Origin of the sequence: Pseudomonas zanjanensis (genome assembly GCF_014268745.2) — a bacterium.
Lineage (GTDB): Bacteria > Pseudomonadota > Gammaproteobacteria > Pseudomonadales > Pseudomonadaceae > Aquipseudomonas > Aquipseudomonas zanjanensis.
Map to the genome: position 1 here is coordinate 176,387 of NZ_JABWRB020000002.1, position 23,742 is coordinate 200,128.

22 protein-coding genes are annotated in these 23,742 nt (G+C 59.3%); 11 read left to right on the forward strand and 11 right to left on the reverse strand.

Features of this window, described 5'->3' with window-relative positions; translation table 11 throughout:
• Positions 1 to 54: 54 nt before the first annotated feature.
• The 7 genes from lanM to HU715_RS16600 all read right to left on the reverse strand — a co-directional run bounded on the left by lanM (position 55) and on the right by HU715_RS16600 (position 7,952).
• On the reverse strand, positions 55 to 3,150 hold the full coding sequence (gene lanM, locus HU715_RS16570; protein ID WP_186709805.1) for a type 2 lanthipeptide synthetase LanM: 3,096 nt from the start codon (positions 3,148 to 3,150) through the stop codon (positions 55 to 57).
• 84 nt (positions 3,151 to 3,234) lie between these two features.
• Positions 3,235 to 3,393 (reverse strand): hypothetical protein, encoded by a 159-nt coding sequence (locus HU715_RS16575; protein WP_186709807.1) that lies wholly within the window; start codon positions 3,391 to 3,393, stop codon positions 3,235 to 3,237.
• Positions 3,394 to 3,552: 159 nt separating this feature from the next.
• Positions 3,553 to 3,696 carry a hypothetical protein gene (locus HU715_RS16580; RefSeq protein ID WP_186709809.1) on the reverse strand — a complete coding sequence of 48 codons (144 nt, stop codon included), beginning with the start codon at positions 3,694 to 3,696 and terminating at the stop codon, positions 3,553 to 3,555.
• 819 nt (positions 3,697 to 4,515) lie between these two features.
• Positions 4,516 to 5,007: a GreA/GreB family elongation factor gene (locus HU715_RS16585; RefSeq protein WP_186709812.1), complete on the reverse strand. Its 492-nt coding sequence runs from the start codon at positions 5,005 to 5,007 to the stop codon at positions 4,516 to 4,518.
• Positions 5,008 to 5,065: 58 nt separating this feature from the next.
• Positions 5,066 to 5,422, reverse strand: coding sequence for a hypothetical protein (locus HU715_RS16590; RefSeq protein ID WP_186709815.1), 357 nt, complete (start codon positions 5,420 to 5,422; stop codon positions 5,066 to 5,068).
• Positions 5,423 to 5,522: 100 nt separating this feature from the next.
• Positions 5,523 to 7,376, reverse strand: a complete 1,854-nt coding sequence (locus tag HU715_RS16595) for an Lnb N-terminal periplasmic domain-containing protein (RefSeq protein ID WP_186709817.1) — start codon at positions 7,374 to 7,376, stop codon at positions 5,523 to 5,525.
• 87 nt (positions 7,377 to 7,463) lie between these two features.
• Entirely contained in the window at positions 7,464 to 7,952 is a 489-nt protein-coding gene (locus tag HU715_RS16600) for a DUF3015 domain-containing protein (protein WP_030140293.1), read from the reverse strand.
• A gap of 274 nt (positions 7,953 to 8,226) precedes the next feature.
• On the opposite strand from HU715_RS16600, the gene HU715_RS16605 reads away from it, so the two are divergent.
• From HU715_RS16605 to bamJ, 4 genes are all read left to right on the forward strand, one after another.
• Positions 8,227 to 10,665 (forward strand): Lon protease family protein, encoded by a 2,439-nt coding sequence (locus HU715_RS16605; RefSeq protein ID WP_186709818.1) that lies wholly within the window; start codon positions 8,227 to 8,229, stop codon positions 10,663 to 10,665.
• Positions 10,666 to 10,974: 309 nt separating this feature from the next.
• On the forward strand, positions 10,975 to 11,316 hold the full coding sequence (locus tag HU715_RS16610) for a PA4575 family protein (protein ID WP_013694243.1): 342 nt from the start codon (positions 10,975 to 10,977) through the stop codon (positions 11,314 to 11,316).
• Between the two features lie 131 nt (positions 11,317 to 11,447).
• Complete coding sequence (locus HU715_RS16615) at positions 11,448 to 11,936, forward strand: TIGR00645 family protein (RefSeq protein ID WP_186709819.1); 489 nt, start codon at positions 11,448 to 11,450, stop codon at positions 11,934 to 11,936.
• 204 nt (positions 11,937 to 12,140) lie between these two features.
• Positions 12,141 to 12,758, forward strand: coding sequence for a BamJ family beta-barrel-assembly machinery protein (gene bamJ / locus HU715_RS16620; RefSeq protein WP_186709820.1), 618 nt, complete (start codon positions 12,141 to 12,143; stop codon positions 12,756 to 12,758).
• 136 nt (positions 12,759 to 12,894) lie between these two features.
• On the opposite strand, the gene HU715_RS16625 is transcribed toward bamJ, so the two are convergent.
• From HU715_RS16625 to HU715_RS16635, 3 genes are all read right to left on the reverse strand, one after another.
• Complete coding sequence (locus HU715_RS16625) at positions 12,895 to 13,152, reverse strand: PA4570 family protein (RefSeq protein ID WP_003205743.1); 258 nt, start codon at positions 13,150 to 13,152, stop codon at positions 12,895 to 12,897.
• Between the two features lie 205 nt (positions 13,153 to 13,357).
• Complete coding sequence (locus HU715_RS16630; protein ID WP_139649853.1) at positions 13,358 to 13,699, reverse strand: zinc ribbon domain-containing protein YjdM; 342 nt, start codon at positions 13,697 to 13,699, stop codon at positions 13,358 to 13,360.
• 234 nt (positions 13,700 to 13,933) lie between these two features.
• Positions 13,934 to 14,902: a polyprenyl synthetase family protein gene (locus tag HU715_RS16635; protein WP_072346139.1), complete on the reverse strand. Its 969-nt coding sequence runs from the start codon at positions 14,900 to 14,902 to the stop codon at positions 13,934 to 13,936.
• A 239-nt stretch (positions 14,903 to 15,141) separates the two neighbouring features.
• On the opposite strand from HU715_RS16635, the gene rplU reads away from it, so the two are divergent.
• From rplU to HU715_RS16665, 6 genes are all read left to right on the forward strand, one after another.
• Complete coding sequence (gene rplU, locus HU715_RS16640; protein WP_003176051.1) at positions 15,142 to 15,456, forward strand: 50S ribosomal protein L21; 315 nt, start codon at positions 15,142 to 15,144, stop codon at positions 15,454 to 15,456.
• 35 nt (positions 15,457 to 15,491) lie between these two features.
• A complete protein-coding gene (gene rpmA / locus HU715_RS16645) occupies positions 15,492 to 15,749 on the forward strand; it encodes a 50S ribosomal protein L27 (protein WP_003176049.1) in 258 nt (85 codons plus the stop codon).
• Positions 15,750 to 15,939: 190 nt separating this feature from the next.
• Positions 15,940 to 17,163: an Obg family GTPase CgtA gene (gene cgtA / locus HU715_RS16650; RefSeq protein WP_039593902.1), complete on the forward strand. Its 1,224-nt coding sequence runs from the start codon at positions 15,940 to 15,942 to the stop codon at positions 17,161 to 17,163.
• Between the two features lie 308 nt (positions 17,164 to 17,471).
• Positions 17,472 to 18,590 (forward strand): glutamate 5-kinase, encoded by a 1,119-nt coding sequence (gene proB, locus HU715_RS16655; RefSeq protein ID WP_030140287.1) that lies wholly within the window; start codon positions 17,472 to 17,474, stop codon positions 18,588 to 18,590.
• 9 nt (positions 18,591 to 18,599) lie between these two features.
• Complete coding sequence (locus tag HU715_RS16660) at positions 18,600 to 19,055, forward strand: CreA family protein (RefSeq protein ID WP_003205733.1); 456 nt, start codon at positions 18,600 to 18,602, stop codon at positions 19,053 to 19,055.
• A gap of 270 nt (positions 19,056 to 19,325) precedes the next feature.
• The gene (locus tag HU715_RS16665; protein ID WP_186709821.1) at positions 19,326 to 21,362 is read left to right on the forward strand and encodes a toxin-antitoxin system YwqK family antitoxin; all 2,037 of its coding nucleotides are present in this window, start codon (positions 19,326 to 19,328) and stop codon (positions 21,360 to 21,362) included.
• A gap of 230 nt (positions 21,363 to 21,592) precedes the next feature.
• Here HU715_RS16665 and rpsT read toward each other — a convergent pair whose 3' ends face one another.
• Positions 21,593 to 21,871, reverse strand: coding sequence for a 30S ribosomal protein S20 (gene rpsT / locus HU715_RS16670; RefSeq protein WP_003185593.1), 279 nt, complete (start codon positions 21,869 to 21,871; stop codon positions 21,593 to 21,595).
• A 254-nt stretch (positions 21,872 to 22,125) separates the two neighbouring features.
• Here rpsT and murJ point away from each other — a divergent pair, with 254 nt between their 5' ends.
• Positions 22,126 to 23,664, forward strand: a complete 1,539-nt coding sequence (gene murJ, locus HU715_RS16675; RefSeq protein WP_186709825.1) for a murein biosynthesis integral membrane protein MurJ — start codon at positions 22,126 to 22,128, stop codon at positions 23,662 to 23,664.
• Positions 23,665 to 23,742 lie beyond the last annotated feature (78 nt).

A 23,742-nucleotide genomic window follows, 5' to 3' on the forward strand; every position in this document is an offset into this window, starting at 1 on the left:
GTATAAAAAACGGAGCCTTTTAAGGCTCCGTTTTTTATGGGCGCAATACTGCCTTCACCACAGATCAGAAGTGTGGGAGCCCACTTGAGCGGGCATTGCGAAATCGAGCGAGAGTATGTTGGGAATCGTCGGATCGATTTCATACAGCAGGGCATAACCGGCGCCCGTAATGCCCGTCAGCAGGCTGACGTCGGGAACCCGATCGCTGTCGAGGACGGGGCCTTCGAAAAACTGCCGGGCGACTTCGCCAAGGGCCTGTTTGACCCTGCTGATGCCTTCGGGATTGTCCGAATGCCGATACAAGTCATACAGGCAGATCAGGTTGCCAAAATCGCCATGGCACAAGTTATAACCGTCACCCAAGCCGTGCTGCCACAGGTTGTTCTCGCAGCGCTGTATGTCGTCGAGCACCGTCTGCCGGGTTGTTTCATCCAAGGCAGCTCCCATCGACTTCATGAGTTGTCGCCTGGCGATGAGAATGCCGCCGTCTCCGTGGCACCACTTCGAGGCATGGTCCAGGGGGCCCAGCTCTCTCAGGTCGAGCCAGAAACCTTCCCGGCTCAAGCGGTTTTCACCCTCCAGGATCTGGATGGCCAAGGGCACCAACATTTCATCGCCAGTCACGTCATAGGCTTTGCACAACGCATGGATGACGCCCGAGAGACCATGGGACAGGCCGGTCAGAATGACGGAGCGATCATCGCGTCGCAGAAGCTGGCCGTCTTCAATCAGGACTTGATCCTTTATGTAGTCGACCATGCGCCGAATGGCCGGCAGCACATCCGCGTGCGCCGATAATGCGTGGATGTTGGCCAGTAGCGTTACCGTGCCACAACAACCGCCCAAGAAGTCGAAGTCGTAGTGTTCAGGCGGTACTTCAATCAATTGGGTCAGCAGGCTGGCAATTTTCTCGTCGTGTTTCGGGTCGCCGGTGATTTGACGACGATTGATGAGCAGATAGATGTAAGAACCCAGGCCATGGTAAGCACTGACGGTCAGGTCGGCTTTGAAGAAACCAAAATGTTGTTCCAATGAGTCCAGTACCTGGTCCAGGAGTGACAGCAAGTGCGGTTTGCCGCTGACCTTGAACAGGCTCAGGTAAAACAACCCAATCCCGGCAATACCGGAGTAAAGCCCGTGATCCATTGGGGAGGGGTATTTCCTGTGAGTCGTGGGGTGCTTATGGAAAGCCAACCAACAGACGTCCGTTGCCGTTCCCTTGAGTGCAAGCGCTTCGAGGCGGGAGCTGATGCTCAGAATGCCATCGAGTCGATTCTCTGGGGCCGCTTTTTCAGGCGTGGCACGGGGTGATGGCTGCCCATTGGGTCCTGGATACAAGCACATTTCGAGCAGCGTGAGTTGTAAGGCCCTGTCGGCTTTGGACAGGTTGGCTATTTTTTGTAGGCAACTTTTTATGGGGGGCTGGAGCTGCGTCATTTCGATTGTTTCACCTTGTGCGCTCGTCAGCTGGTTGGAGCTGAGCGACAGGGTGAAGCATGGGATGGCGGCTCTTTGCAGGTCGGCTATTTCATGACGCGGGATAGCCTTTTCCCGGTAGGGTTCCTTCAAGTCCTTCCACAGGGTTGCAAGCAGAAGTTCCCGGTCCAGCATGTTCTTCATGAAGCGTGGGTGGCGGCTCAATCCGATAAAGTCGGCATAACGCTGTGAATTTTTAAGCAATACGCGGGTTGATAGTTCGCCGGCGGCTTGTTCCAGTAGTTGCATCATCGCCTGCCGATGGGTCATCAACTCCTCGTAGGCGTATTCAAAGCCATGGAGCAGCTCCGCTTTATATGCCTCAGGTCCCTTGTGTACGCCGTGGAGAAGCGGCAGATGTTTTTGCTCTGGGAAGTGTTCGAATTCGGTTTTGCGTAAATGGTAGAAGCCTTCTTCGAAAACCAAGGCGTGGCGGGTGGAGATGAATAGCTCCTGGCGAGTCAGTCCGCTCTGGTCGTTATTGGAACCTTGTGAGAAGGGTACAAAGCCGCTGGAACACACCGACTGTTGGACCAACTTGAAGGTATTGGACAGTGCACAATCGGCAGGCAGTTCGAGTAACAGGTCGCTGGTGGACGCGGTGAACAAGCATTCGAGATCAATCATGACCGGGCTGCTGCCACACGCGATGATATTTTCGTAATGAAAGTCAATGCCGTTGAGTGCGTGGATGACGGCGATTTGTGCGCCCATCTTTCTGTAGAACAGCGCCACGTCCGCTGCGCTGGCACAAGGCGTATTGTCGATCTTTTCTACCCAGCTATGCCGCCCGCGGCTGAGGATTCTTGGCGCGTGGATGGCAAAACAATCAGCGCCTGTCCACTCACGTAGTTGTCCAAGCAGTTGATTGAAAAAAAGTGCTTCTCGGCTTGCTCGTGGCTTGTAGACCAACGAGGTTGTGCGGAACTTGACCTGGCAGACCGTTTCACCGCGACCGTGGGGATCGCCCAGGCCGAACTCAATGGCATCGATTGTCCGAGACGGAATCGAAAATGCGGTCTCCAGCGCCTCAATATCATCGGCGAAGTCGAGAATGATCGCGTAAAGATAGTTGAGTGTGTCTTCCAGCAAATCAAACAGCAACGTCGCCAACACAGGATAGGCTTCGAAAAAATCAAGCAGAGGCAAGGTGCGCAGGTGCTCGCTGAAGCCATCCAGGTCAATGTCGTCGCCATCGGCAATCCGTGTATTCAGATAATGGACCAGACTTTGTTCTGACGTGCGTCCGACTCGGGCCAGGACGTAGCGCTCGAGGCTTGCAAACAGGGCGGGTGCATCGATGTGCATGGCGGCTTTGCTGTAGCGCCCATCTGCCTTGAACATGTCGAGGAAATAAAGAAAAAAACGATAGCCAAACCAATAGAAATTGTCTTTGCCGCTCGAGGCCTGTGGGTCAATGGAAATGCTGTCGAGCCGAGTGATTTTTCCTTTCAAGGTCATCAAGACGGCTTCCCCGTCGCTAGGCAGGTGCCAGTCGTTGATAGGCTCCTTGGCATAGGCAGCCAGTTGCGCCCTGTCCAGCCCAAAGTGATTCAGCAAGGCTTGATCATCGTTATGCAGGCGGGTCAGGTTGTTTTCAAAAAGGGCGATGTCGCCGTCGGAAGAGAATCGATACTGGCCTCGCTGATTCATCTTCAAAGCGTTAACAAGCATGCCGTTGCTCCAGACATGGATAGAGCAGGCAATGCCTGCTCTATGTTTATAGGTGTTGCCTGTTCTTACGATCGGTTGACAGGCTTAGCACCCGAGTGTCGAACATTCCAGATTGGTGCACGTTCCGAAGGTGTTGCACTCCAGCGTCGTCGACAGAATCGACGCCGTGTTGTTCGCAGGGGTTTGGTAAGCGTCGAATTCGCTATAGAAGTCGCCGGACATGTTCAGGATTTTTTCGCTCATGTTTTTTCCTCATGGTTATCAAAAACACATACAGCGACCACGGTCTATTGGGTGCGATTAAACGCATCCGAACTGTAGTGTGTAAATGAAGTTGTGTTATAGCTGGGATTAGGGAGTCGCAAAGACCTGTTGGGCAGGTCTACTTCGATGGCAAAGGATTTAGCAGAGAAGCGCAGTGCAGTTTACAGTGCCGCACTCTACAATGGTCACTGCCGCTGATTCGGTGCCGAGGTCGGTTACCTGTTTGTAAGACTTAAAGTCGGCGTCGAAGTCGCCCGACATGGCCAGTATTTTTTCGCTCATTGTTGTATCTCCTTTGTTGTTGCAGTGCGCCGATTACGGCGCGGAAAAACATTAGCACGGTCCTGACCTAACGCAAATTTGTTGTGATGACTTCATGTTGCGGTTACATATGACTACATGAAGTTACAGGCTGTTAATTAGTTGTGTCCTGCAAGGATCGGCGATCCGCTGTTTGCTTGACCCCATCGGGTCGCCTGCCGGCCGTGCATGGCCCTGGGGCCTGGGGATAGATCGGACGACCTCTGTTGGGACGTAAAACAGAAGCTCCGCATCGGGGGGAGATATTAGGAGAGAAGCCGGAAGCTCCGATGCTGGTCTGGGCGCTTAGATACCCAAGGCGATACATCAACGGAAACAAGTTCGACGATGTTGTTTGTCAGTAGGCAGGAACCGCCGTATACGGAGCTGTACATGCGGTTGTATGACAGAACGGCGGCCATGACGCCGCCGTCTACTCGATTTACGACTCCGAGTGCTGGGCTTACAAGAAGTTACGGCGCCATGAGGTTAACTCACCGGTATCCTCTACCTGGCAGTATGCCTTGAAGTCGCTATCGAAATTTCCAGACATTGCTAACAGTTGCTCACTCATCATACATCTCCTTTGTATTGTCGTGATGCACCGGTAGGTGCGAGGAAAACACTAGCACAGCGCTGATTCGGTACAAGTTCGTTGTTGTGACCTTATGTTGCTGTTATATATTGCTACAAGTAGGTGGGTGTGCCTGGTTGTCGTTAGGTGTTTGACGTGCTTTGCTCGACAATTGTCTGTCCCGGGACAAAAATTTATCGTCGGAAAAGATTCTTATGATGCCTTGGTCATCCAGTCTTTATCGCAACAACTTCAATGACAAGGTCGCCCGCCGGTCGCTGCCAGACCACCTCATCCCCAACCTTGGCCCCCAGCAGCGCCCGCCCCAGTGGCGAGCCCCAGTTGATTAAGCCACTGGCTGCATCGGCCTGGTCTTCACCGACCAATTGCACTTGCTGCTCCCGATCCTGCTCATCGGCAAAGGTGACCCAATGCCCGATCCGCACCTGATCAGTAGCGTTCGATGCCACGACCTGGGCGCTTTGCAGGCGTTGGTTGAAATACCGCAGGTCTCGTTCGATGTCGGCGATACGCTGTTTATCCGCCCGCTCGCCCTGGGCAGTCTGTTGGCTATGCATTTGCTGCAACTCGGCGACCCGCGCCTGCAATTGAGCAAGCCCTGCCGGTGTGACGTAGTTGGGTTGCGCGCTGACCTGGCGCTCGACCGGCTGGTCGGCCTGGGCAGCGGCGTTGTCTTCATTGACGAAGGCGCGGCTCATGAAGTTCTCCTCTGTCGAAGCTTGAGGGGCTTGGTTTCGGTGAGTGCCTATATGCGACTCACTGCGAGCGATAAGCCCGGGCCGCGTCCAGGTCCTTCTGCTGCTGCCAGGCCCGTTCGCGTTCGTCCCAATGGCGCTCGCGGTAGGCGTTACGCTCTTCACTCTCACGCATCGCCTGGCATTGGCGGAAGCCGTCGCTCCAGCCCTCGGCGTAGCGTGCATCCTTGAGGTAACGCGGCACGTCTTTCCTGAATTGGCCGGTGATCACCCCAGCCGCTTGCCGGCCACTGCTGCAGCCATCGTCGTAGCCATCGGCGAAGGCCGGTGGATAACCTCGCGCGATCAGGTCTTCGTGGGTGGTTTCACAACCACCGAGCAACATCAGCACACCCAGTACCATCGCCGCGCGCTTCATTTTCGTTTCCTGCAAATCCCACCTTCAATAAGTCTAGAAGTGGATTCGTCAGAAAGGCGTGAAAGCGCGGTGATCAATCCGTTGGTTGCGCAGGCCAGGGTCAGTAGTGATACCACTTCACCTCAAGCATCACCTCGTTCTCCGGCGAGGCCAATTGGCTGAACTCCCGTTGGGCACTCAGGCGCAGGCCGAGGTTGCGGGACAGTTCCCATTGCTGATTGAGGCTCAGGCTACGGCGCACTTCGCCGTTGACGAAATAATCGCCCTTGGCTTCCAGGCTCAGGTTGCCCAGCGGGTTTTTCCACAGCACACCGCTATTGAAACCGGCGGCCGGGGCGATGAACTGGGCGAAATCGTTGTTGTGTTCCACCCGCACCGTGCCCAGGGCAAAGCCAAGCACATCGTCGCCCAGCGCCCAGGTGCCGCCCGCGCCGCCGTTGACGTGGCTGACCAAGGTTTCATCGTCGTGTTTGCCCGGCACCCGCTCCAGGCCGCCGGTGACCTGCCAGGACAGCGGTTGCAGCAACTCGTTGCGCGGGGTCAGGGAGCGAATGGTCGCCAGGTCCAGTTGCTGCACCTGCCAGTCGTTGCCCTCGTATTGGCGCAGCTTCAATTGGAGGATTTCGATCTGTGCCCCCAGCGGAAAGCTCTCTGCATTGTCGTTGAGATCGTGATAGGCCATGCGCAAGCCATATTCGCCGAATGCCCGGTCGCCCCGCGTGCCGAGGCCGGCCTGCCAGGTGCGCGATTGGTGACCATCTTCGGGCAGGCCCGGTTGCGGGATCTCGAGTTCCGGTGCGGGGTTCTGGTTGATCGCCCGCAACAGTTCGAAGCTGCGCTGGGCCCGTTGCGGATCACGTTCCTGGCCGTTGGCGCGATAGCGCTCCAGGCGATAGGCCGCATCGATGATCAGCGCTTGGCGCTCACGCGGCAGCGCCTTGAAGGCCGGCGTTTGCAACTGCTGCTGGTCGGCGCTGACCTTCAGCACCCATTGCTGCTCATCATCGCTCAGCGGTTCGGCGCGGCTGAGCAGTTCCCGTTCCCGGGACGGCCGATACTGGATGCTTTCCACCAAGCCGGCTTCCTTCACCGCCTTGACGGTGTCGGTGGGAATCGCTGTCAGCGGGAATTGTTCGGTCAGGCGCAGGCTGGGGCGGGCCACTTGCAACAGCTCGAGCAAGCGATAGGAGCAGTTTTCGTCGAAGAAGAAATAGTCGAACTGGATCTGCTTGAGTTCCCAGACATGCTCGACCATGCGCTCGGTTTCCGCCTGGCTCAGGTTGAGGCGGTATTCCCACAGGTCGCGGTTTTCCAGGCTACGGTACTCGGAGAGTTTTTCCTGGTACGGCACCAGGGCGAACAGGCCGGGGTAACCGCCCATCAGGCCTTTCCAGGCATAGAGGAGGCTATTGTCGGAGCCTTCGATATAGGCACCGAAGTTGATTGCGTAGCTGAGCAGGGCAGTCTTGTCGCTTTGTACGTCGGCCTGGTCGATGCGCAACAGGGTGTGGCCGAACATCGAGGATGGGCTGTTGAGGTACGCGGCCGGGAAAATCATCACCGCGCTGTGGGGCGAGACGTCCTTGAACCATTGGGTGAAGTCGCTGCAATCGACTGCCGGCAGGTCTGCCAGGTTGAGCTGTGCCTTGAGCCAGCGGGTTCGCGCCGGGTAGACGCACTGGGCATGTTGCTGGCCGGCGTTGGCTGGGCCATACAAGGCTTGCAGCGTGGCGGTCAGTTCACGGTCGGGATGTTCGTTGCCATCGGGGGCGAGGAAGAATTTTTTCTCGCTGATATAGCTGCGCCAACCGCCGAGCTTGGCGGTTTCGTAGTGGCCCAGGGAAATCCAGAAGTGGTCATTGGCCAGTTGCTGCAAACGTTGAGGGTCGACATGAGGTGCGGCGGACAGCGGGGCGCACACACAGAGCGCCAGCCAGGCAAGGCGTTTGAGCATAGTCGGCTACTTGGAAAGTCGAAAAATAAAGACCGAAGGGCCCCAAAAAGAAAACCCGCTCCCCGAGAGGAGCGAGTGCTGCCGAGCTTAAGCTTGAGTGGCGTACTTGGCCAGGCGTGGGTCGTTTTTCAGCACGGCCAGGGTGTTGGTATGCACGTCTTCGGCAGTTACGTCAGCTTTGCTGAAGATCTGCTGGAAGTGCTCGTGGGTCACAGCGGAGAAATGCGCGCGGTCTTCCGGCGCCACGCCCAGTACCACGGCGTAGGTAGTCAGCGCTTCGCCCTGACCCTTGGCCATGTCTTCGGACAGCTCGTTCATCATCCCATTCATGGCCAGCCAGGACTTGCCGCCGTAGGTCAGTGCCGCGTTGGTCGAGCAGCCGTTGGTGCCGGAGGTCATGCCGAAGGTGGCGTTACCGGACGTGCCGTTGGTGGTGGATGCCAGGAAGTGTGCCGGAGTGCCACGCTGACCTTCGAACAGCATGTTGCCCCAGCCGCAATCCGGGCCGCCCGGCGCTTGAGCCATGGCGTTGATGGATACAGCGGTGAAGAGAGTACCAAGAAGAATCCGTTTCATAGCTATGTTCTCTTTATGTGCATACCGATGGACAGGGTCTGGCCCCTACAGCAGCCAGTGGGCCGGTTATTGTTCCAGCCGCGCAGTTTGGAGTTTAGGCACGATCCGAGGGTTCCGTGACATTTTGCAAAAACATTACACGTGATCAATGTTTTACGGGGCCCTGCCCGGGGTTTTGCCGTTGGCTATGCTTTGGTCAGAGGCGCTCCTTGCCAGTCAGGTACAGGCGGCGCCAGAATGCCGCTATCTGCCCCGCCTGATGTAAGGAAGCCCGATGCCTGATCCTGTTGCTGCCAGCTTGCGTCTAGCGCCCGAAGCGCTGACCCGTCCGTTTTCCGCTGAACAGTTCAGCTTCTCTACCACCAATGATCTGGAGCCCTTCCGCGGTGTGCTTGGCCAGGAACGTGCGGTCGAAGCCTTGCAGTTCGGCGTGGCCATGCCACGCCCCGGTTACAACGTATTCGTCATGGGCGAGCCGGGCACCGGCCGGTTTTCGTTCGTCAAACGCTACCTCAAGGCCGAAGGCAAGCGCCTGCAGACCCCGGCGGACTGGGTCTACGTCAACAATTTCGATGAGCCCCGCGAACCCCGCGCCCTGGAGCTGCCGTCGGGCACGGCGGGTGCGTTCATCGGTGACATCAACGGCTTGATCGACAACCTGCTGGCGACCTTTCCGGCGGTGTTCGAGCACCCGTCCTACCAACAGAAGAAAAGCGCCATCGACCGCGCCTTCAACCAGCGCTATGACCGAGCCCTGGATGTGATCGAGCGCCTGGCGCTGGAGAAGGACGTCGCGCTGTACCGTGACAGCAGCAACATTGCCTTCACGCCGATGAGCGAAGGCAAGGCCCTGGACGAGGCGGAGTTCGCCCAGTTGCCGGAAGCCGAGCGTGAGCGTTTCCACGAGGACATCTCTGGCCTTGAGGAGCGCTTGAACGAAGAGCTCGCCAGCCTGCCGCAATGGAAGCGCGAGTCCAGCAACCAGTTGCGCCACCTCAACGAAGAAACCATCACCCTGGCCCTGCAACCGTTGCTGGCGCCGCTGTCGGAAAAGTACGCGGAGAACGCCGCGGTCTGTGGCTATCTGCAGGCCATGCAGGTGTATCTGCTCAAGACCGTGGTCGAGCAACTGGTGGACGACAGCAAGAGCGACGCCATCGCCCGCAAACTGCTGGAGGAACAATACGCCCCGAGCCTGGTGGTCGGGCATCCGTCCAGCGGTGGCGCGCCGGTGGTGTTCGAACCGCACCCGACCTACGACAACCTGTTCGGCCGGATTGAATACAGCACCGACCAGGGCGCGCTCTACACCACCTACCGACAACTGCGTCCGGGCGCCTTGCACCGGGCCAATGGCGGCTTCCTGATCCTGGAAGCGGAAAAAATGCTCAGCGAACCGTTCGTATGGGATGCGCTCAAGCGCGCCCTGCAATCGCGCAAGCTGAAGATGGAATCGCCCCTGGGTGAAATGGGACGCCTGGCCACGGTGACCCTGACGCCGCAACACATCCCGTTGCAGGTCAAGGTCGTGATCATCGGCGCCCGCCAGCTCTATTACGCCTTGCAGGACCTGGATTCGGACTTCCAGGAAATGTTTCGCGTGCTGGTGGATTTCGACGAAGACATCCCGATGGGCGACGAGAGCCTGGAGCAGTTCGCCCAGTTGCTCAAGACCCGCACTTCGGAAGAAGGCATGGCGCCCCTGACCGCCGACGCGGTGGCGCGCCTGGCGACCTACAGCGCCCGCCTGGCTGAACACCAGGGGCGTTTGTCGGCGCGCATCGGTGATTTATTTCAACTGGTCAGCGAGGCGGATTTCATTCGCCAATTGGCCGGTGACGAAATGACCGACGCCGGCCACATCGAACGTGCGCTCAAGGCCAAGGCCACCCGCACCGGGCGTGTTTCGGCCCGAATCCTCGACGACATGCTGGCCGGGATCATCCTGATCGACACCGCTGGCGCGGCGGTGGGCAAATGCAACGGGCTGACGGTGCTCGAGGTTGGTGATTCGGCGTTTGGCGTGCCGGCACGGATTTCCGCCACGGTGTACCCGGGCGGCAGCGGCATCGTCGACATCGAGCGGGAGGTCAACCTTGGCCAGCCGATCCACTCCAAGGGCGTGATGATTCTCACTGGCTACCTGGGGAGTCGTTATGCCCAGGAATTCCCGCTGGCGATTTCGGCCAGCATCGCCCTGGAGCAATCCTACGGTTATGTGGACGGCGACAGTGCGTCCCTGGGCGAGGCGTGCACGCTGATCTCGGCCCTGTCGAAGACGCCATTGAAGCAGTGCTTCGCCATCACCGGCTCGATCAACCAGTTCGGGGAAGTGCAGGCGGTGGGCGGAGTCAACGAGAAGATCGAAGGTTTCTTCCGCCTTTGCGAAGCCCGGGGTTTGACCGGTGAGCAGGGGGCAATCATTCCCCAGGCCAACGTCGCGACCCTGATGCTCGATGAAAAAGTGCTGGCCGCCGTGCGCGCCGGGCAGTTCCACGTCTATGCGGTGCGTCAGGCCGACGAAGCCCTGAGCCTGCTGGTGGGCGAGCCTGCCGGCGAGCCGGATGAAAACGGTGAGTTCCCGGAGGGCAGCGTCAACGCCCGGGTGGTGGAGCGGCTGCGGGTGATCGCGGAGATGATCAGCGAAGACGACATCAAGGAAGCGGAAAAGGAACTGGCGCAGCAGGCCTTGGCGGAGGCCAAGCCGGCTTGAGGCAATAGTCGCGGCAATAAGCTGTTGTGGCGAGGGAGCTTGCTCCCGCTGGAGGGCGCAGCACCCCCAATCCAAATGGGGGTCGCTGCGCAACCCAGCGGGAGCAAGCTCCCTCGCCACAAAAGCCGGTAAATAGTCACAGATCTGGCGTCAATATTCACACTGTGACCGCTCGGCGTATTCTGGTCTCGAAAACCCGTGGGGCCGGAACTTTTCTTCTATCCTCAGCTCAAGGATAACGAGAGTCATCATTGGATCGAAACAGTCTCCTCCCGAGGCTGAATACCGGATCTACCGAGGGGCGCCGCCATGTCGCGCAACCTTTGCCTCACTCGTCAATGCCTGGGCCTTGTCACCCGTATCGAATGCGCCATCCGCCCCCTGGCGGGAGATACCGGGATGTGGACCTTGCTCTTCGCCGCCGGGATGGCGGGCGAACAACCCTCCGCCATCAAGGCCCAAGGGCCATTCCCCGGCCCGACTGCCGCCGAATCCATCCTCGATACCATTGTGCAAAGCCTGACCTTGCACGGTTATGAGCTGGCCGACGATCCGCAGATCTGGTCCTTGCACATGCAGGCCCAACTGCGTGAAATCAATGGAGGCCGTTGTCGCAACGTCGGCGGCTTCGAGTTTCGTCCGCTGCATTGAAAGCCAGCACTGCACGGGCAGTGGCAGTAAAGTTTTGACACAAGGCGGGGGCCAGGGACGGCCCCGGCATTTGTGGGGCTGGTCATGGCTGATATACTCGCCGCGATTTTTCAGCCCAGGTGTGAGATTCAATGGAACGCTTTATCGAAAACGCAATGTACGCCTCCCGTTGGCTGCTGGCGCCGATCTACTTCGGGCTGTCCCTCGGCCTGCTGGCCTTGGCGTTGAAATTCTTCCAGGAAGTCTTCCACGTCATCCCCAACGTCTTTTCCATGGCCGAGTCAGAGCTGATCCTGGTGCTGCTGTCGCTGATCGACATGGCGCTGGTGGGCGGCCTGCTGGTGATGGTGATGATTTCCGGCTACGAGAACTTCGTCTCGCAACTGGATATCGCCGACGACAAGGAAAAGCTCAACTGGCTGGGCACCATGGACTCTTCGTCGCTGAAGATGAAAGTCGCCGCCTCGATCGTGGCCATCTCGTCCATCCACCTGCTGCGCATCTTCATGGATGCCAAGAACGTCGATCCCGACCACTTGATGTGGTACGTGATTATCCACATGACCTTCGTGGTCTCGGCGTTTGCCATGGGCTACCTGGACAAACTGACCAAGCACTAAGGTCTGTCGACCGCGCTGATGCAACGCCCGCCTGTAGAGCCACAGGCGGGCGTTGTCGTTTCCGGCGCCGCACTTTGGCGCGAGGGCTCGTCACCCGCCGTGGCATCTGTGCTAGTCTGCTCGCCCTTTTGGTTCCGGGCGCTCCGGGAGGCGCTGTGGCACACATGGCAATTTCTCGAGCCGTCCGCACAGCGGAGCAGCATCATGTCCGAAGTTAACCTGTCCACCGACGAAACCCGCGTCAGCTACGGCATTGGCCGTCAGTTGGGCGACCAACTGCGCGACAACCCACCACCGGGTGTCAACCTGGACGCGATCCTGGCCGGCCTGACTGACGCGTTCGCCGGCAAGCCAAGCCGTGTGGGCCAGGACGAGATGTCCGCCAGCTTCAAGGTCATTCGTGAAATCATGCAAGCCGAAGCAGCCGCCAAGGCTGAAGCCGCTGCTGGCGAAGGCCGCGCGTTCCTGGCGGAAAACGCCAAGCGTGAAGGCATCACCACCCTGGCTTCCGGCCTGCAATTCGAAGTGCTGACCCAGGGTGAAGGCGCCAAGCCGACCCGTGAAGACCAGGTGCGTACCCACTACCACGGCACCCTGATCGACGGCACCGTGTTCGACAGCTCCTACGATCGCGGCCAGCCAGCCGAATTCCCGGTAGGCGGCGTGATCCCAGGCTGGACCGAAGCCCTGCAACTGATGAACGCCGGCAGCAAATGGCGCCTGTACGTGCCGAGCGAACTGGCCTACGGCGCTCAAGGCGTTGGCAGCATTCCACCGCACAGCGTGCTGGTGTTCGACGTCGAGTTGTTGGACGTGCTGTAAGACCCCGTCCGGTTTACCGCCGGACAAATACATGTGGGAGCGGGCTTGCTCGCGAAAGCGGTGTGTCAGTTAACGAAAAATTCGACTGTCAGTCCGCATTCGCGAGCAAGCCCGCTCCCACATAGGGTTTGGTGCTTCATCCGTGGAACCTGCCGCTGAAATCACCCGTCGGGCGCAACGCCCGGGCATAGCAGAACAGGAATAGATTACGCACCAGCTCCTTGAGCACCAGTGGCTCACTGGAATTGAGGCTGTTGAGGTCCAGGTCTCCTTGGTCCTGCAGCTCATTCAAGGCTTCTTCTTCAAGCACCGCACAGACTTCCCCGGTTTCCCGATGCAGGATCCTGAGGTAGGGATGTGGGCGGTCCAGCCAGGCATCGATCAAATAAGTCATGGTTCTCATCTCCTTGATGGGTTCGATGAGAATAATTCTTATTCGCTAAATAGCAAGTCTCTATTGGTGTTCCGATTGTTTTTCTGACGATGGGTTGTGGTAGCTCAAGACGACTGGCACTTGGCTAACGCCCGGGAAATAGGGCTGAAGCGGGGAGGGTGAAGCTCCATCCCACACGCGGGGCATGGGATGGAATACAGCAGGATCAGACTTTTCTGACGAACTCGGATTTGAGTTTCATCGGGCCGATGCCGTCGATCTTGCAATCGATGTCGTGATCGCCGTCGCACAGGCGGATGTTCTTGACCTTGGTGCCGACCTTGACCACCAGTGAGGTGCCCTTGACCTTGAGGTCCTTGATCACGGTGATGGTGTCGCCGTCCTGCAGGACGTTGCCGACCGAATCTTTCTTCACGGTGTCGTCGGACGCCGCTTCAACTTCGCCGCTGGCGGACCACTCGTGGGCACACTCCGGGCAGACCAGTTGGGTGCCGTCTTCGTAAGTGTATTCGGAATTGCATTTCGGGCAGGGAGGCAACGTGCTCACTAAGGTTCCTTGGGTATCAGGAGGACAAAAGGGCGCACATTGTATAGGGTTTTGTTACGAGGAGGGTGATACATGACTTTTGTGGCGAGGGAGCTTGCTCCCGCTGGGCTGCGAAGCAGCCCCAATTGGATTGCTGCGATCATTCAGATGGATCGCGTCAGCCGGTTTTACGACGGCTGCGCCGCCGAGCGGGAGCAAGCTCCCTCGCCACAAAAGCTCGCCGTTTTCATGCAATCAATGGGTACGGGCGACCGCAAACTCGCTCAGTTCCACCAGCGCATCGCGGTATTCGCTGGCTGGCAGGGCATCGAGGCATTTGATTGCGCGGGCGACGTAGTCCCGAGCCAGTTTCGCGGTGTATTCCAGCGAGCCGGAGGCTTCGACCGCGACACGGATGCTCTCGAGGTCTTCGATCCCGCCTTTCTGGATCGCCTGGCGTACCAGCGCCGCCTGTTCCGGCGTGCCCTCGCGCATGGTGTAGATCAGCGGCAGGGTCGGCTTGCCTTCGGCCAAGTCGTCACCGACGTTCTTGCCCAGGGTTTCGGCGTCGCCCTTGTAGTCGAGCAGGTCGTCCACTAGCTGGAAGGCCACGCCCAGGTGGTCGCCGAAGGTGCGCAGCGCTTCGCTCTGCTCGGCGCTGGCACCGGCCAGGGCGGCGGCGCTGTGGGTCGAGGCTTCGAAGAGCATCGCGGTCTTGCCGCGGATGACTTCCATGTAGGTTTCTTCGGTGGTGCTGGCGTCGCGCACCTTGGATAGCTGCAGCACTTCGCCTTCGGCGATGATGCGCGTGGCCTGGGACAGGATCTTCATCACCGGCATCGAGCCCAGCTCGACCATCATCTCGAACGAGCGCGAATACAGGAAGTCGCCCACCAGCACGCTCGGGGCGTTGCCCCACATGGCGTTGGCGGTCGAACGGCCACGGCGCATGCCGGACATGTCGACCACGTCGTCATGCAGCAGGGTCGCGGTGTGCAGGAATTCGATGGTGGCGGCCAGCAGGCGCATGTCGTCGCCTTCACGACCCAGGGCCTTGCCGCACAGCAGTACCAATAAAGGACGCAGGCGTTTGCCGCCGGCCGAAGTGATGTAGTCGCCGATTTTCGATACCAGCGGCACGCGGGAAGTCAGTTGCTTCTTGATGATGCCGTCGACGGCACTAAAATCGTCCGCCACTGCGCGGTAGAAAGCTTGGGGTTGCATCAGCGACAGGCGCTCCAGAAGGGTTGCGCGGCATGCTAGGACCCACGTCCGCAGGTGTCAAGGCGCGATAGACGGCTACTTGCAAGGCTGTTGCGGTTTGCGTACAATCGCGCACCCTGAACTTCCTGGGCAGCACCTGCCTTACGCAATTGCATCCGGGCCTTCCAGCCCATGCAGCCATGCCAGCCAATACCTCTTCTTATAAAGCGCTGGGTGAGCAGGATTATCGGAGAAATACCATGTCGTACGCAGTAATTGTTACTGGTGGCAAGCAATACAAGGTCGCCCCAGGTGAATACCTGAAGATCGAAAAACTGGAAATCGCTACCGGCGAATCCGTGACTTTTGATCGCGTTCTGTTGGTCGCCAATGGCGATGACGTGAATATCGGCGCTCCAGTCGTTGCTGGCGCTACCGTTGTGGCTGAAGTGATCTCCCAAGGTCGTCACGATAAAGTCCGCATCATCAAGTTCCGTCGCCGTAAGCACCACATGAAGCGTATGGGCCACCGCCAGTGGTACACCGAGATCAAAATCACCGGTATTCAGGCTTAATTTCAGCCTAATTCCTCACTAGGAGAATTGAACTCATGGCACACAAAAAAGCTGGTGGTAGTACCCGTAACGGTCGCGACTCAGAAGCCAAACGCCTTGGCGTGAAGATGTATGGCGGCCAGAAAATCATTCCGGGCAACATCATCGTGCGTCAGCGCGGCACCCAATTCCACGCCGGTTACGGTGTTGGCATGGGTAAGGATCACACCCTCTTCGCGAAAATCGAAGGCGTGATCAAGTTTGAAGTAAAGGGCGCGTTCAACCGCCGTTACGTGAGCGTTGTCGCAGCTTAATTGCGAGATCGCTGGAAAAGCCCTGTCTTGCGACGGGGCTTTTTCGTTTGTGGGGTGAGTCTCTTGCAAAACTGTTTGTATGGGCTGCCGGCGCTGCGGTTGGGGCGTTTCATCGGGTCGCTGCGCTCATTTTTGCAAGAGTCTTATGTCTTGTTTTTTTGGCTCGTCCGTATGGCGAGAGGCGTGTGTCATGAAGTTTGTTGATGAAGTATCGATTCGAGTGAAGGCCGGCGACGGCGGCAATGGTTGCATGAGTTTCCGTCGGGAAAAGTTCATTGAAAACGGTGGTCCGAACGGCGGTGACGGGGGTGATGGCGGCTCGATCTACATGCTCGCCGACGAAAACCTCAACACCCTGGTGGACTACCGTTACACCCGGCACTTCGATGCCGAGCGTGGCTCCAACGGCGGCAGCACCGACTGCACCGGCAAGAAGGGCGAAGACCTGATCCTGCGTGTGCCGGTTGGCACCACGGTGATCGATTCGGCCACCCAGGAAGTGATCGGCGACTTGACCAAGGCCGGCCAGCGTCTGCTGGTCGCCCATGGCGGTTGGCACGGTCTGGGCAACACTCGTTTCAAATCCAGTACCAACCGTGCGCCGCGCCAGACTACGCCTGGCAAGCCGGGCGAGCAGCGTGACCTGAAGCTGGAAATGAAGGTGCTGGCCGACGTGGGCCTGCTGGGCCTGCCGAACGCCGGTAAAAGTACCTTCATTCGCTCGGTATCCGCCGCCAAGCCGAAAGTGGCCGACTACCCGTTCACCACCCTGGTGCCGAACCTGGGCGTGGTCAGTGTCGACCGCTGGAAGAGCTTCGTGATCGCCGACATTCCGGGATTGATCGAAGGGGCTTCCGAGGGCGCCGGCCTGGGGATTCGTTTCCTCAAGCACTTGTCCCGTACCCGTTTGTTGTTGCACCTCGTCGACATGGCGCCGCTGGATGAAACCAGTGCTGCCGATGCTGCCGAAGTCATCGTCAACGAGCTGACCAAGTTCAGCCCGGCCCTGGCCGAGCGCGACCGTTGGCTGGTGCTGAACAAGTGTGACCAGATCCTTGAAGAAGAGCATGAGGAGCGGGTCAAGGAAATCGTCGATCGCCTGGAGTGGGAAGGTCCGGTCTACGTGATCTCGGCCATTGCCAAGGAAAACACCGAACGCCTGTGCCACGACATCATGCGGTACCTGGAAGATCGTGCCGACCGCCTGGCCAACGACCCGGCCTACAAGGAAGAACTGGCCGAGCTCGATCAGCGTATCGAAGACGAGGCCCGTGCCCAACTGCAGGCGCTGGACGACCAGCGTGCCTTGCGCCGCAGTGGCGTCAAGTCGGTCCATGACATCGGTGACGACGATTGGGACGAAGAGGATGTGGATGACGAAGATGGCCCGGAAATCATCTACGTTCGCGACTGATCGTGTGCTGATGCAAGCTGCTTGAGGTCAAAACCTGTGGGAGCGAGCCTGCTCGCGATGGCGGTGTGTCAGTCGGTATCCATGCTGCTGACCCAATGCAATCGCGAGCAGGCTCGCTCCCACAAGGATTCTCGAGTGGCTGGCATGGGGACAGGTTCAAGTGTTTCGGCGCAGTGTTATCATCGCTGGCAAGCCGGTTTCCAAGGCGCCGCTCATTCGAGCGGCGTTTTGGTATCTGTAAAACGCAAATACGAATAATCCCATGGGCGGCGCTGGGTCGCGCCGTTCGCTGGCAAAGGTTGAAGATGATGCGGAGCAAGGTGACGGGTGCGCAGCGCTGGGTCGTGAAGATCGGCAGTGCACTGCTGACAGCGGATGGCAAAGGCCTGGATCGCCAGGCGATGGCGGTGTGGGTCGAGCAGATGGTGGCCTTGCATGAGGCTGGCGTCGAGCTGGTATTGGTCTCTTCCGGGGCGGTGGCTGCCGGTATGAGCCGCCTGGGCTGGACGTCGCGACCCAGCGCGATGCATGAGCTGCAGGCTGCCGCCGCCATCGGCCAGATGGGCCTGGTGCAGGCCTGGGAGTCGAGCTTTGCCGAGCATGGCCGCCATACGGCGCAGATCCTGCTGACCCATGACGACCTGTCCGACCGCAAGCGCTACCTCAATGCCCGCAGTACCTTGCGGGCGCTGGTGGAGCTGAAAGTCATCCCGGTGATCAACGAAAACGACACGGTGGTCACCGACGAGATCCGTTTCGGCGATAACGACACCCTGGCCGCGCTGGTGGCGAACCTGGTGGAGGCGGACCTGCTGGTGATCCTCACGGATCGCGACGGCATGTTCGATGCCGACCCGCGCAACAACCCCGATGCCAAGCTGATCTACGAAGCCCGTGCCGACGACCCGGCGCTGGATGCGGTGGCGGGCGGCACGGGCGGTGCGCTGGGGCGTGGCGGCATGCAGACCAAGTTGCGTGCGGCGCGTCTGGCGGCGCGCTCCGGCGCTCACACCATCATTGTCGGCGGGCGCTTGGAGCGGGTGCTGGATCGTCTGAAGTCGGGCGAACGCATTGGCACCTTGCTCTCCCCGGAGCGCGGCATGCTGGCGGCGCGCAAGCAGTGGCTGGCTGGGCACTTGCAAACCCGTGGCACGCTGGTGCTGGACGCCGGTGCCGTATCGGCCCTGTCCCAGGGCAACAAGAGCCTGCTGCCGGTGGGCGTGAAGTTGGTCCAGGGCAGTTTCCGCCGGGGCGAAATGGTCGTTTGCGTGGCGCCGGACGGTCGTGAGATCGCTCGCGGCCTGGCTAACTACAGCGCGCTGGAAGCGCAGAAAATCATCGGTCAGTCGTCTGATGCGATTGTCGGTCTGTTGGGTTACATGGCGGAGCCCGAACTGGTTCACCGTGACAACCTGATCCTCGTCTAAGGAAAAATCATGGGTTTGGCAAAAGGATTGATCGGCTTGCTGCTGGCAGTGCCGCTGCTGGCTTCGGCCGAAGAAATCGGTCAGGTGTCCACCGTGTTCAAGTTCGTCGGGCCGAATGACCGGATTGTGGTCGAGGCGTTCGACGATCCTAAGGTGGATGGCGTGACCTGCTACCTGTCGCGAGCCAAGACTGGGGGTGTAAAAGGCGGCCTGGGCCTGGCCGAGGATCGCGCCGAGGCGTCCATCGCCTGTCGCCAGGTCGGGCCGATCAGCTTCAAGGGTGAGCTCAAGGACGGCGAAGAGGTGTTCCGCGAACGCACTTCGCTGGTGTTCAAGACCATGCAAGTGGTGCGGTTCCTCGATAAGAAGCGCAATACGCTGGTGTACCTGGTCTACAGCGACCGGGTGATCGAGGGCAGTCCGCAAAATGCGGTGACCGCCATTCCGATCTTGCCTTGGCGTTAAGTATCGACTGATGGGCGAGCCAGTCGGCCAATGCCGATCAGTTGAGTGGATGTCACGAGGAAACGCACAGACCGTGGCGAGGGAGCTTGCTCCCGCTGGGTCGCGAAGCGGCCCTGTTTTGGGGCTGCTGCGCAGCCCAGCGGGAGCAAGCTCCCTAGCCACGGGATGATTGCCCGGCTTTATTTCGCTTAACTGACGGGCATTAAGCCAATCGGCTCGCTTTTTTAATGTCCATGGATGTTGTTGTGCTTTTGGCGCGAAGGGATTCGTATGCGTTCGTTTTTGCTGCTGTTTGTATTGAGTTGTTCTGTTTCCGTCGGAGCCCTGGCCGAGCCGTTTTATAACGCCAAGCCCCTGGCCCATCCCCTGATAAAAAGCTCCCAGGAGAGTGGGGCGACGCTGGCGTTTATCCGCGAAGCCGAAGGTGTCGTGGGCTACTCATGCCTGTGCGATTCGCCGGATGGCGCGCCGCAAGTGCTCGACCGGTATGGCGATGCCAGTGTCGAGTCGGTGTTCTATGCCAGCCTCGACAGTGATCTCCAGACGTTGGTCGTGCTGTCCCGGGCGAAGGGGCAGTACGCCCTTCATGGTTATCGGTTCGTGCCGTCTACCGGGACGTATCGCCGGCTCGAGACGCTTCAGCCGGCGCTGGATCGTATCGCTGCCAATCGCAAAGTCCTCAATGCCGCCATTGTCCAAAAGGCCCTGGGCGCGTTGCCGCCTTACGCTTACGGCGCCGTGGTGCCTGTGACCGGTATCGTTGAATTCGACACGCTCAATCCCGCTGACGGTACGCTGGTGGGCTACTTCGGTGTCGACGGTGTCCCGGCCTCGGCGGGGCAGCCGGCAGAGGACCCTCATCGTGACACCTACAAAAAGACCTTCCAGCAGCGCGAAGGGCGCTGGCTCACGCTGACGTATGAGCGCGTGTCGCCTGGGGATGAGGATGTGGGGGCTGCGTATAGCGTCAGCCGGATGGCTTGGGAAACCCGTCCGCAGCTGTACCGAGGCTCTGAGGATGGGATGGGGGCGATCATGGGGGATAGGCAGCTCTGGGCGCTGGGTTCGTATGCCCAGGGCAAGAAGTCGGGTCAGTGGAAGGAGTTTGGCCCATCAGGCGACGAGTCTACCGGCGCCTATGTAGATGGGGTGCGCCAGGGGCCGTGGGTTATCAGTGATAGGGGGACAGTTTCCAAAGGCATGATCGTCGATGACTTCTACGAGGGGCGCTGGACGATCGAGGGGTACGACGATGAGGTGCTGATGTCGGGCTTCGATACTTACAAGCACGGTGATTTTGACGGGCCTTCCGAGCGTGTGCGTCAGGGCGAGGTGATCCAGCGCGGCGATTTCGTGGCGGGCATACAGCACGGGGATTGGAAAATGCCGTGGGGCGAGGGGCGTTACGTGCAAGGCGTCCGAGAGGGGCGTTGGACTTTGAAGGTGGAGGGCGGCGGCGTCCAGACCGTGGACTTTGCCGCTGACAAGATGCACGGCGAGTTGCGAGAAGTGGATGCTGCCGGGGTGTTGCGGCGGGTCGAGCACTACCGAGCGGGTGTGTTGGATGGGTTGAAAGAGACCTATGCGGCGAATGGCAAGCTCACCTATTCGGCCCACTACGCCAATGGCCAGATCGAAGGGCGGGCGCTGACCTACACGGACGACGGTGCCGTGCTGCTGTCGGATATCTCCTGGCGTTACGGTTCGCGAGAGGGCGCCTTTCGTCTCTACCATCCCAATGGCCAGCCCGATACGGTGGCAACGTACGAAAAGGATGAGCCCATTGGCAACGTGCAATCATTCGACGCGAATGGGGTGTTGATCGCGGACCGCAACTATTGCCATGTGCCGGATGGGAAGTACACCCGCATCAAGCTGTGCGGCAAGCAGCGCGGGGCGTTCAATAACGGCCACTTCGATTCCGAGAGTGACTACCTGTTTGGTAATGAGCAGAGTGCCCGCCATACCCAGGATGGGCGCAATGTGCGGGAGGTGTTGCTGGGGCCTGATGATCGTGTGACTCACAAGGAGTACTACCCCAGCGGTCAGTTGAAGTCCTCCGAGGCTCGGCAGGGGTTCCGGCTGATAACGGTCTATGGGCGCGAACACAAGGACTATTCGTACGCCAAGCGCGAAGGCGAGACGGTCTACTACTACCCAACGGGTGTGGTCGAGCGCCGCATGACCTTCAAGGATGACAAGATCGTGGGCTGCTACACCGGCTACGACGAGGCGGGCGTACAGAACTTCCCACCACCAGGAGGTTGCCCTCCGCCGAAGCCGGTGGTGTTCAATTTCGGCGAGTAGGGTTCTGATTCTTCCCTGATCGATGTGGTGGGCACCAGATGCATGCCCGCTGCAGATCCAGTGTGGGAGCGAGCCTGCTCGCGAAGACGGCGATACCGTCCCCTCTCCATTGGCTGATCCGCCGCCATCGCGAGCAAGCTCGCTCCCACAGGGTTCAGTGGTCTGGTTGAGGGCAAATCGCAGGCAATAAAAAACCGACCCTGAGGTCGGTTTTTTAACGAGCGCGTCGCTTAGGCAGCAGCGGCAACGTTCAGGGCCTTTACGTGGCCATTCAAACGGCTCTTATGGCGAGCAGCCTTGTTCTTGTGGATGATGCCTTTATCGGCCATGCGGTCGATAACTGGCACAGCCAGAACGTAAGCAGCTTGAGCTTTTTCAGCGTCTTTTGCGTCGATGGCCTTGACTACGTTCTTGATGTAGGTACGGACCATGGAACGCAGGCTGGCGTTGTGGCTGCGACGCTTCTCAGCCTGTTTTGCACGTTTTTTGGCGGAAGGTGTGTTGGCCACCGTCGAGCTCCTCGAAAGACTTTTTGGGAAATAGCAAACAAAATAGGCCGCGAATCATGCCGATGAGTTGAAGTCTTGTCAAGGGCGGGTGACGCGTTCCGCTGAATGGCAGGTGCTGCGCACCGAAGGATTTCTTTCCGGCGTGCGACCTGTAAACTCGCGGGCTTTGGCTCTGCACTGTTTAGCGGCGCGGAGTATCGCACAAGTGGGCGCGTTGTTCGCCTGCTGTTTATCGACAGGCAAAAACTCTTTTCATGAATCTGCTCAAATCGTTGGCCGCCGTCAGCTCTATCACGATGCTTTCCCGCGTCCTGGGGTTCGTTCGCGATACGCTGATCGCACGGATATTCGGCGCCGGGATGGCCACCGACGCCTTCTTCATCGCCTTCAAGCTGCCCAACCTGTTGCGGCGGATCTTCGCCGAAGGCGCGTTCTCCCAGGCTTTCGTGCCGATCCTGGCGGAATATAAAAGCCAGAAAGGCGACGAGGCGACTCGCACATTCATTGCCTACGTCACCGGCCTGCTGACCTTGGTGCTGGCGCTGGTCACGGCCGCCGGCATGCTCGCCGCGCCCTGGGTGATCTGGGCCACGGCGCCGGGCTTTACCGATACCCCGGAAAAATTCCAGCTCACCGCTGACCTGCTGCGGGTGACCTTTCCTTATATATTGCTGATTTCCCTGTCGTCCCTGGCCGGGGCGATCCTCAATACCTGGAACCGCTTTTCCGTGCCGGCCTTTGTGCCGACCCTGCTCAACGTCAGCATGATCGTGTTCGCGGTATTCCTGACGCCTTACTTCGATCCGCCGGTAATGGCCCTGGGCTGGGCGGTACTGGTCGGCGGCCTGGCGCAACTGTTGTATCAACTGCCGCACCTGAAAAAGATCGGCATGCTGGTGCTGCCGCGGCTGAACCTGCGCGACAGCGGCGTGTGGCGGGTGATGAAGCAGATGTTGCCGGCGATCCTCGGGGTGTCGGTGAGCCAGATTTCCTTGATCATCAACACCATCTTTGCCTCGTTCCTGGTGGCCGGCTCGGTGTCGTGGATGTACTACGCCGATCGCTTGATGGAATTACCATCCGGTGTGCTGGGCGTGGCCTTGGGCACGATCCTGCTGCCAACCCTAGCCAAGACCTACGCCAGCCAGGACCGCCACGAATATTCGCGGATCCTCGATTGGGGCCTGCGCCTGTGTTTCGTGCTGGTGCTGCCGTGTGCGCTGGCGCTGGGGATCCTCGCCGAACCGTTGACCGTCTCGTTGTTCCAGTACGGCCAATTCAGTGCCTTCGATGCCTTGATGACTCAGCGGGCACTGATCGCTTACTCGGTGGGCTTGCTCGGGATCATCGTGATCAAGGTGCTGGCCCCAGGGTTCTACGCCCAGCAGAACATCCGCACGCCGGTGAAGATCGCCATTTTCACCCTGGTGATGACGCAACTGTTCAACCTGCTGCTCATCGGCCCATTGGCCCACGCGGGCCTGGCCCTGGCGATCAGCGCCGGTGCCTGCCTCAACGCCGGGCTGCTGTTCTATCAGTTGCGCAAGCAGAAGATGTATCAACCACAACCGGGCTGGGCCAAGTTCGGCCTCAAGCTGCTGGTGGCCGTGGCGGTGATGTCGGCGGTGTTGCTGGGGGCAATGCATTTCATGCCGGCCTGGGGCGAAGGGCAGATGCTCGAGCGTTTCCTGCGCCTGGGTGCCCTGGTGGTGGCCGGCGTGGTGGCGTATTTCGGCATGTTGCTGCTGATGGGGTTCCGTCTGCGCGACTTCAACCGCAAGGCCTTGAGCTGAGGGCGGGCCCTCGATAATCCCGGGCCGGGCAGTGGTTTTGTCGGTTCGATCACTTTGGGGTGCGGTGTTGCCTGTCGT

What these genes read in the sequence shown, in the direction of transcription:
- lanM (WP_186709805.1), bottom strand. Translation starts at nt 3,150, where the DNA reads ATGCTTGTTAACGCTTTGAAGATGAATCAGCGAGGCCAGTATCGATTC.
- HU715_RS16575 (WP_186709807.1), bottom strand. Translation starts at nt 3,393, where the DNA reads ATGAGCGAAAAAATCCTGAACATGTCCGGCGACTTCTATAGCGAATTC.
- HU715_RS16580 (WP_186709809.1), bottom strand. Translation starts at nt 3,696, where the DNA reads ATGAGCGAAAAAATACTGGCCATGTCGGGCGACTTCGACGCCGACTTT.
- HU715_RS16585 (WP_186709812.1), bottom strand. Translation starts at nt 5,007, where the DNA reads ATGAGCCGCGCCTTCGTCAATGAAGACAACGCCGCTGCCCAGGCCGAC.
- HU715_RS16590 (WP_186709815.1), bottom strand. Translation starts at nt 5,422, where the DNA reads ATGAAGCGCGCGGCGATGGTACTGGGTGTGCTGATGTTGCTCGGTGGT.
- HU715_RS16595 (WP_186709817.1), bottom strand. Translation starts at nt 7,376, where the DNA reads ATGCTCAAACGCCTTGCCTGGCTGGCGCTCTGTGTGTGCGCCCCGCTG.
- HU715_RS16600 (WP_030140293.1), bottom strand. Translation starts at nt 7,952, where the DNA reads ATGAAACGGATTCTTCTTGGTACTCTCTTCACCGCTGTATCCATCAAC.
- HU715_RS16605 (WP_186709818.1), top strand. Translation starts at nt 8,227, where the DNA reads ATGCCTGATCCTGTTGCTGCCAGCTTGCGTCTAGCGCCCGAAGCGCTG.
- HU715_RS16610 (WP_013694243.1), top strand. Translation starts at nt 10,975, where the DNA reads ATGTCGCGCAACCTTTGCCTCACTCGTCAATGCCTGGGCCTTGTCACC.
- HU715_RS16615 (WP_186709819.1), top strand. Translation starts at nt 11,448, where the DNA reads ATGGAACGCTTTATCGAAAACGCAATGTACGCCTCCCGTTGGCTGCTG.
- bamJ (WP_186709820.1), top strand. Translation starts at nt 12,141, where the DNA reads ATGTCCGAAGTTAACCTGTCCACCGACGAAACCCGCGTCAGCTACGGC.
- HU715_RS16625 (WP_003205743.1), bottom strand. Translation starts at nt 13,152, where the DNA reads ATGACTTATTTGATCGATGCCTGGCTGGACCGCCCACATCCCTACCTC.
- HU715_RS16635 (WP_072346139.1), bottom strand. Translation starts at nt 14,902, where the DNA reads ATGCAACCCCAAGCTTTCTACCGCGCAGTGGCGGACGATTTTAGTGCC.
- rplU (WP_003176051.1), top strand. Translation starts at nt 15,142, where the DNA reads ATGTCGTACGCAGTAATTGTTACTGGTGGCAAGCAATACAAGGTCGCC.
- rpmA (WP_003176049.1), top strand. Translation starts at nt 15,492, where the DNA reads ATGGCACACAAAAAAGCTGGTGGTAGTACCCGTAACGGTCGCGACTCA.
- cgtA (WP_039593902.1), top strand. Translation starts at nt 15,940, where the DNA reads ATGAAGTTTGTTGATGAAGTATCGATTCGAGTGAAGGCCGGCGACGGC.
- proB (WP_030140287.1), top strand. Translation starts at nt 17,472, where the DNA reads ATGCGGAGCAAGGTGACGGGTGCGCAGCGCTGGGTCGTGAAGATCGGC.
- HU715_RS16660 (WP_003205733.1), top strand. Translation starts at nt 18,600, where the DNA reads ATGGGTTTGGCAAAAGGATTGATCGGCTTGCTGCTGGCAGTGCCGCTG.
- HU715_RS16665 (WP_186709821.1), top strand. Translation starts at nt 19,326, where the DNA reads ATGCGTTCGTTTTTGCTGCTGTTTGTATTGAGTTGTTCTGTTTCCGTC.
- murJ (WP_186709825.1), top strand. Translation starts at nt 22,126, where the DNA reads ATGAATCTGCTCAAATCGTTGGCCGCCGTCAGCTCTATCACGATGCTT.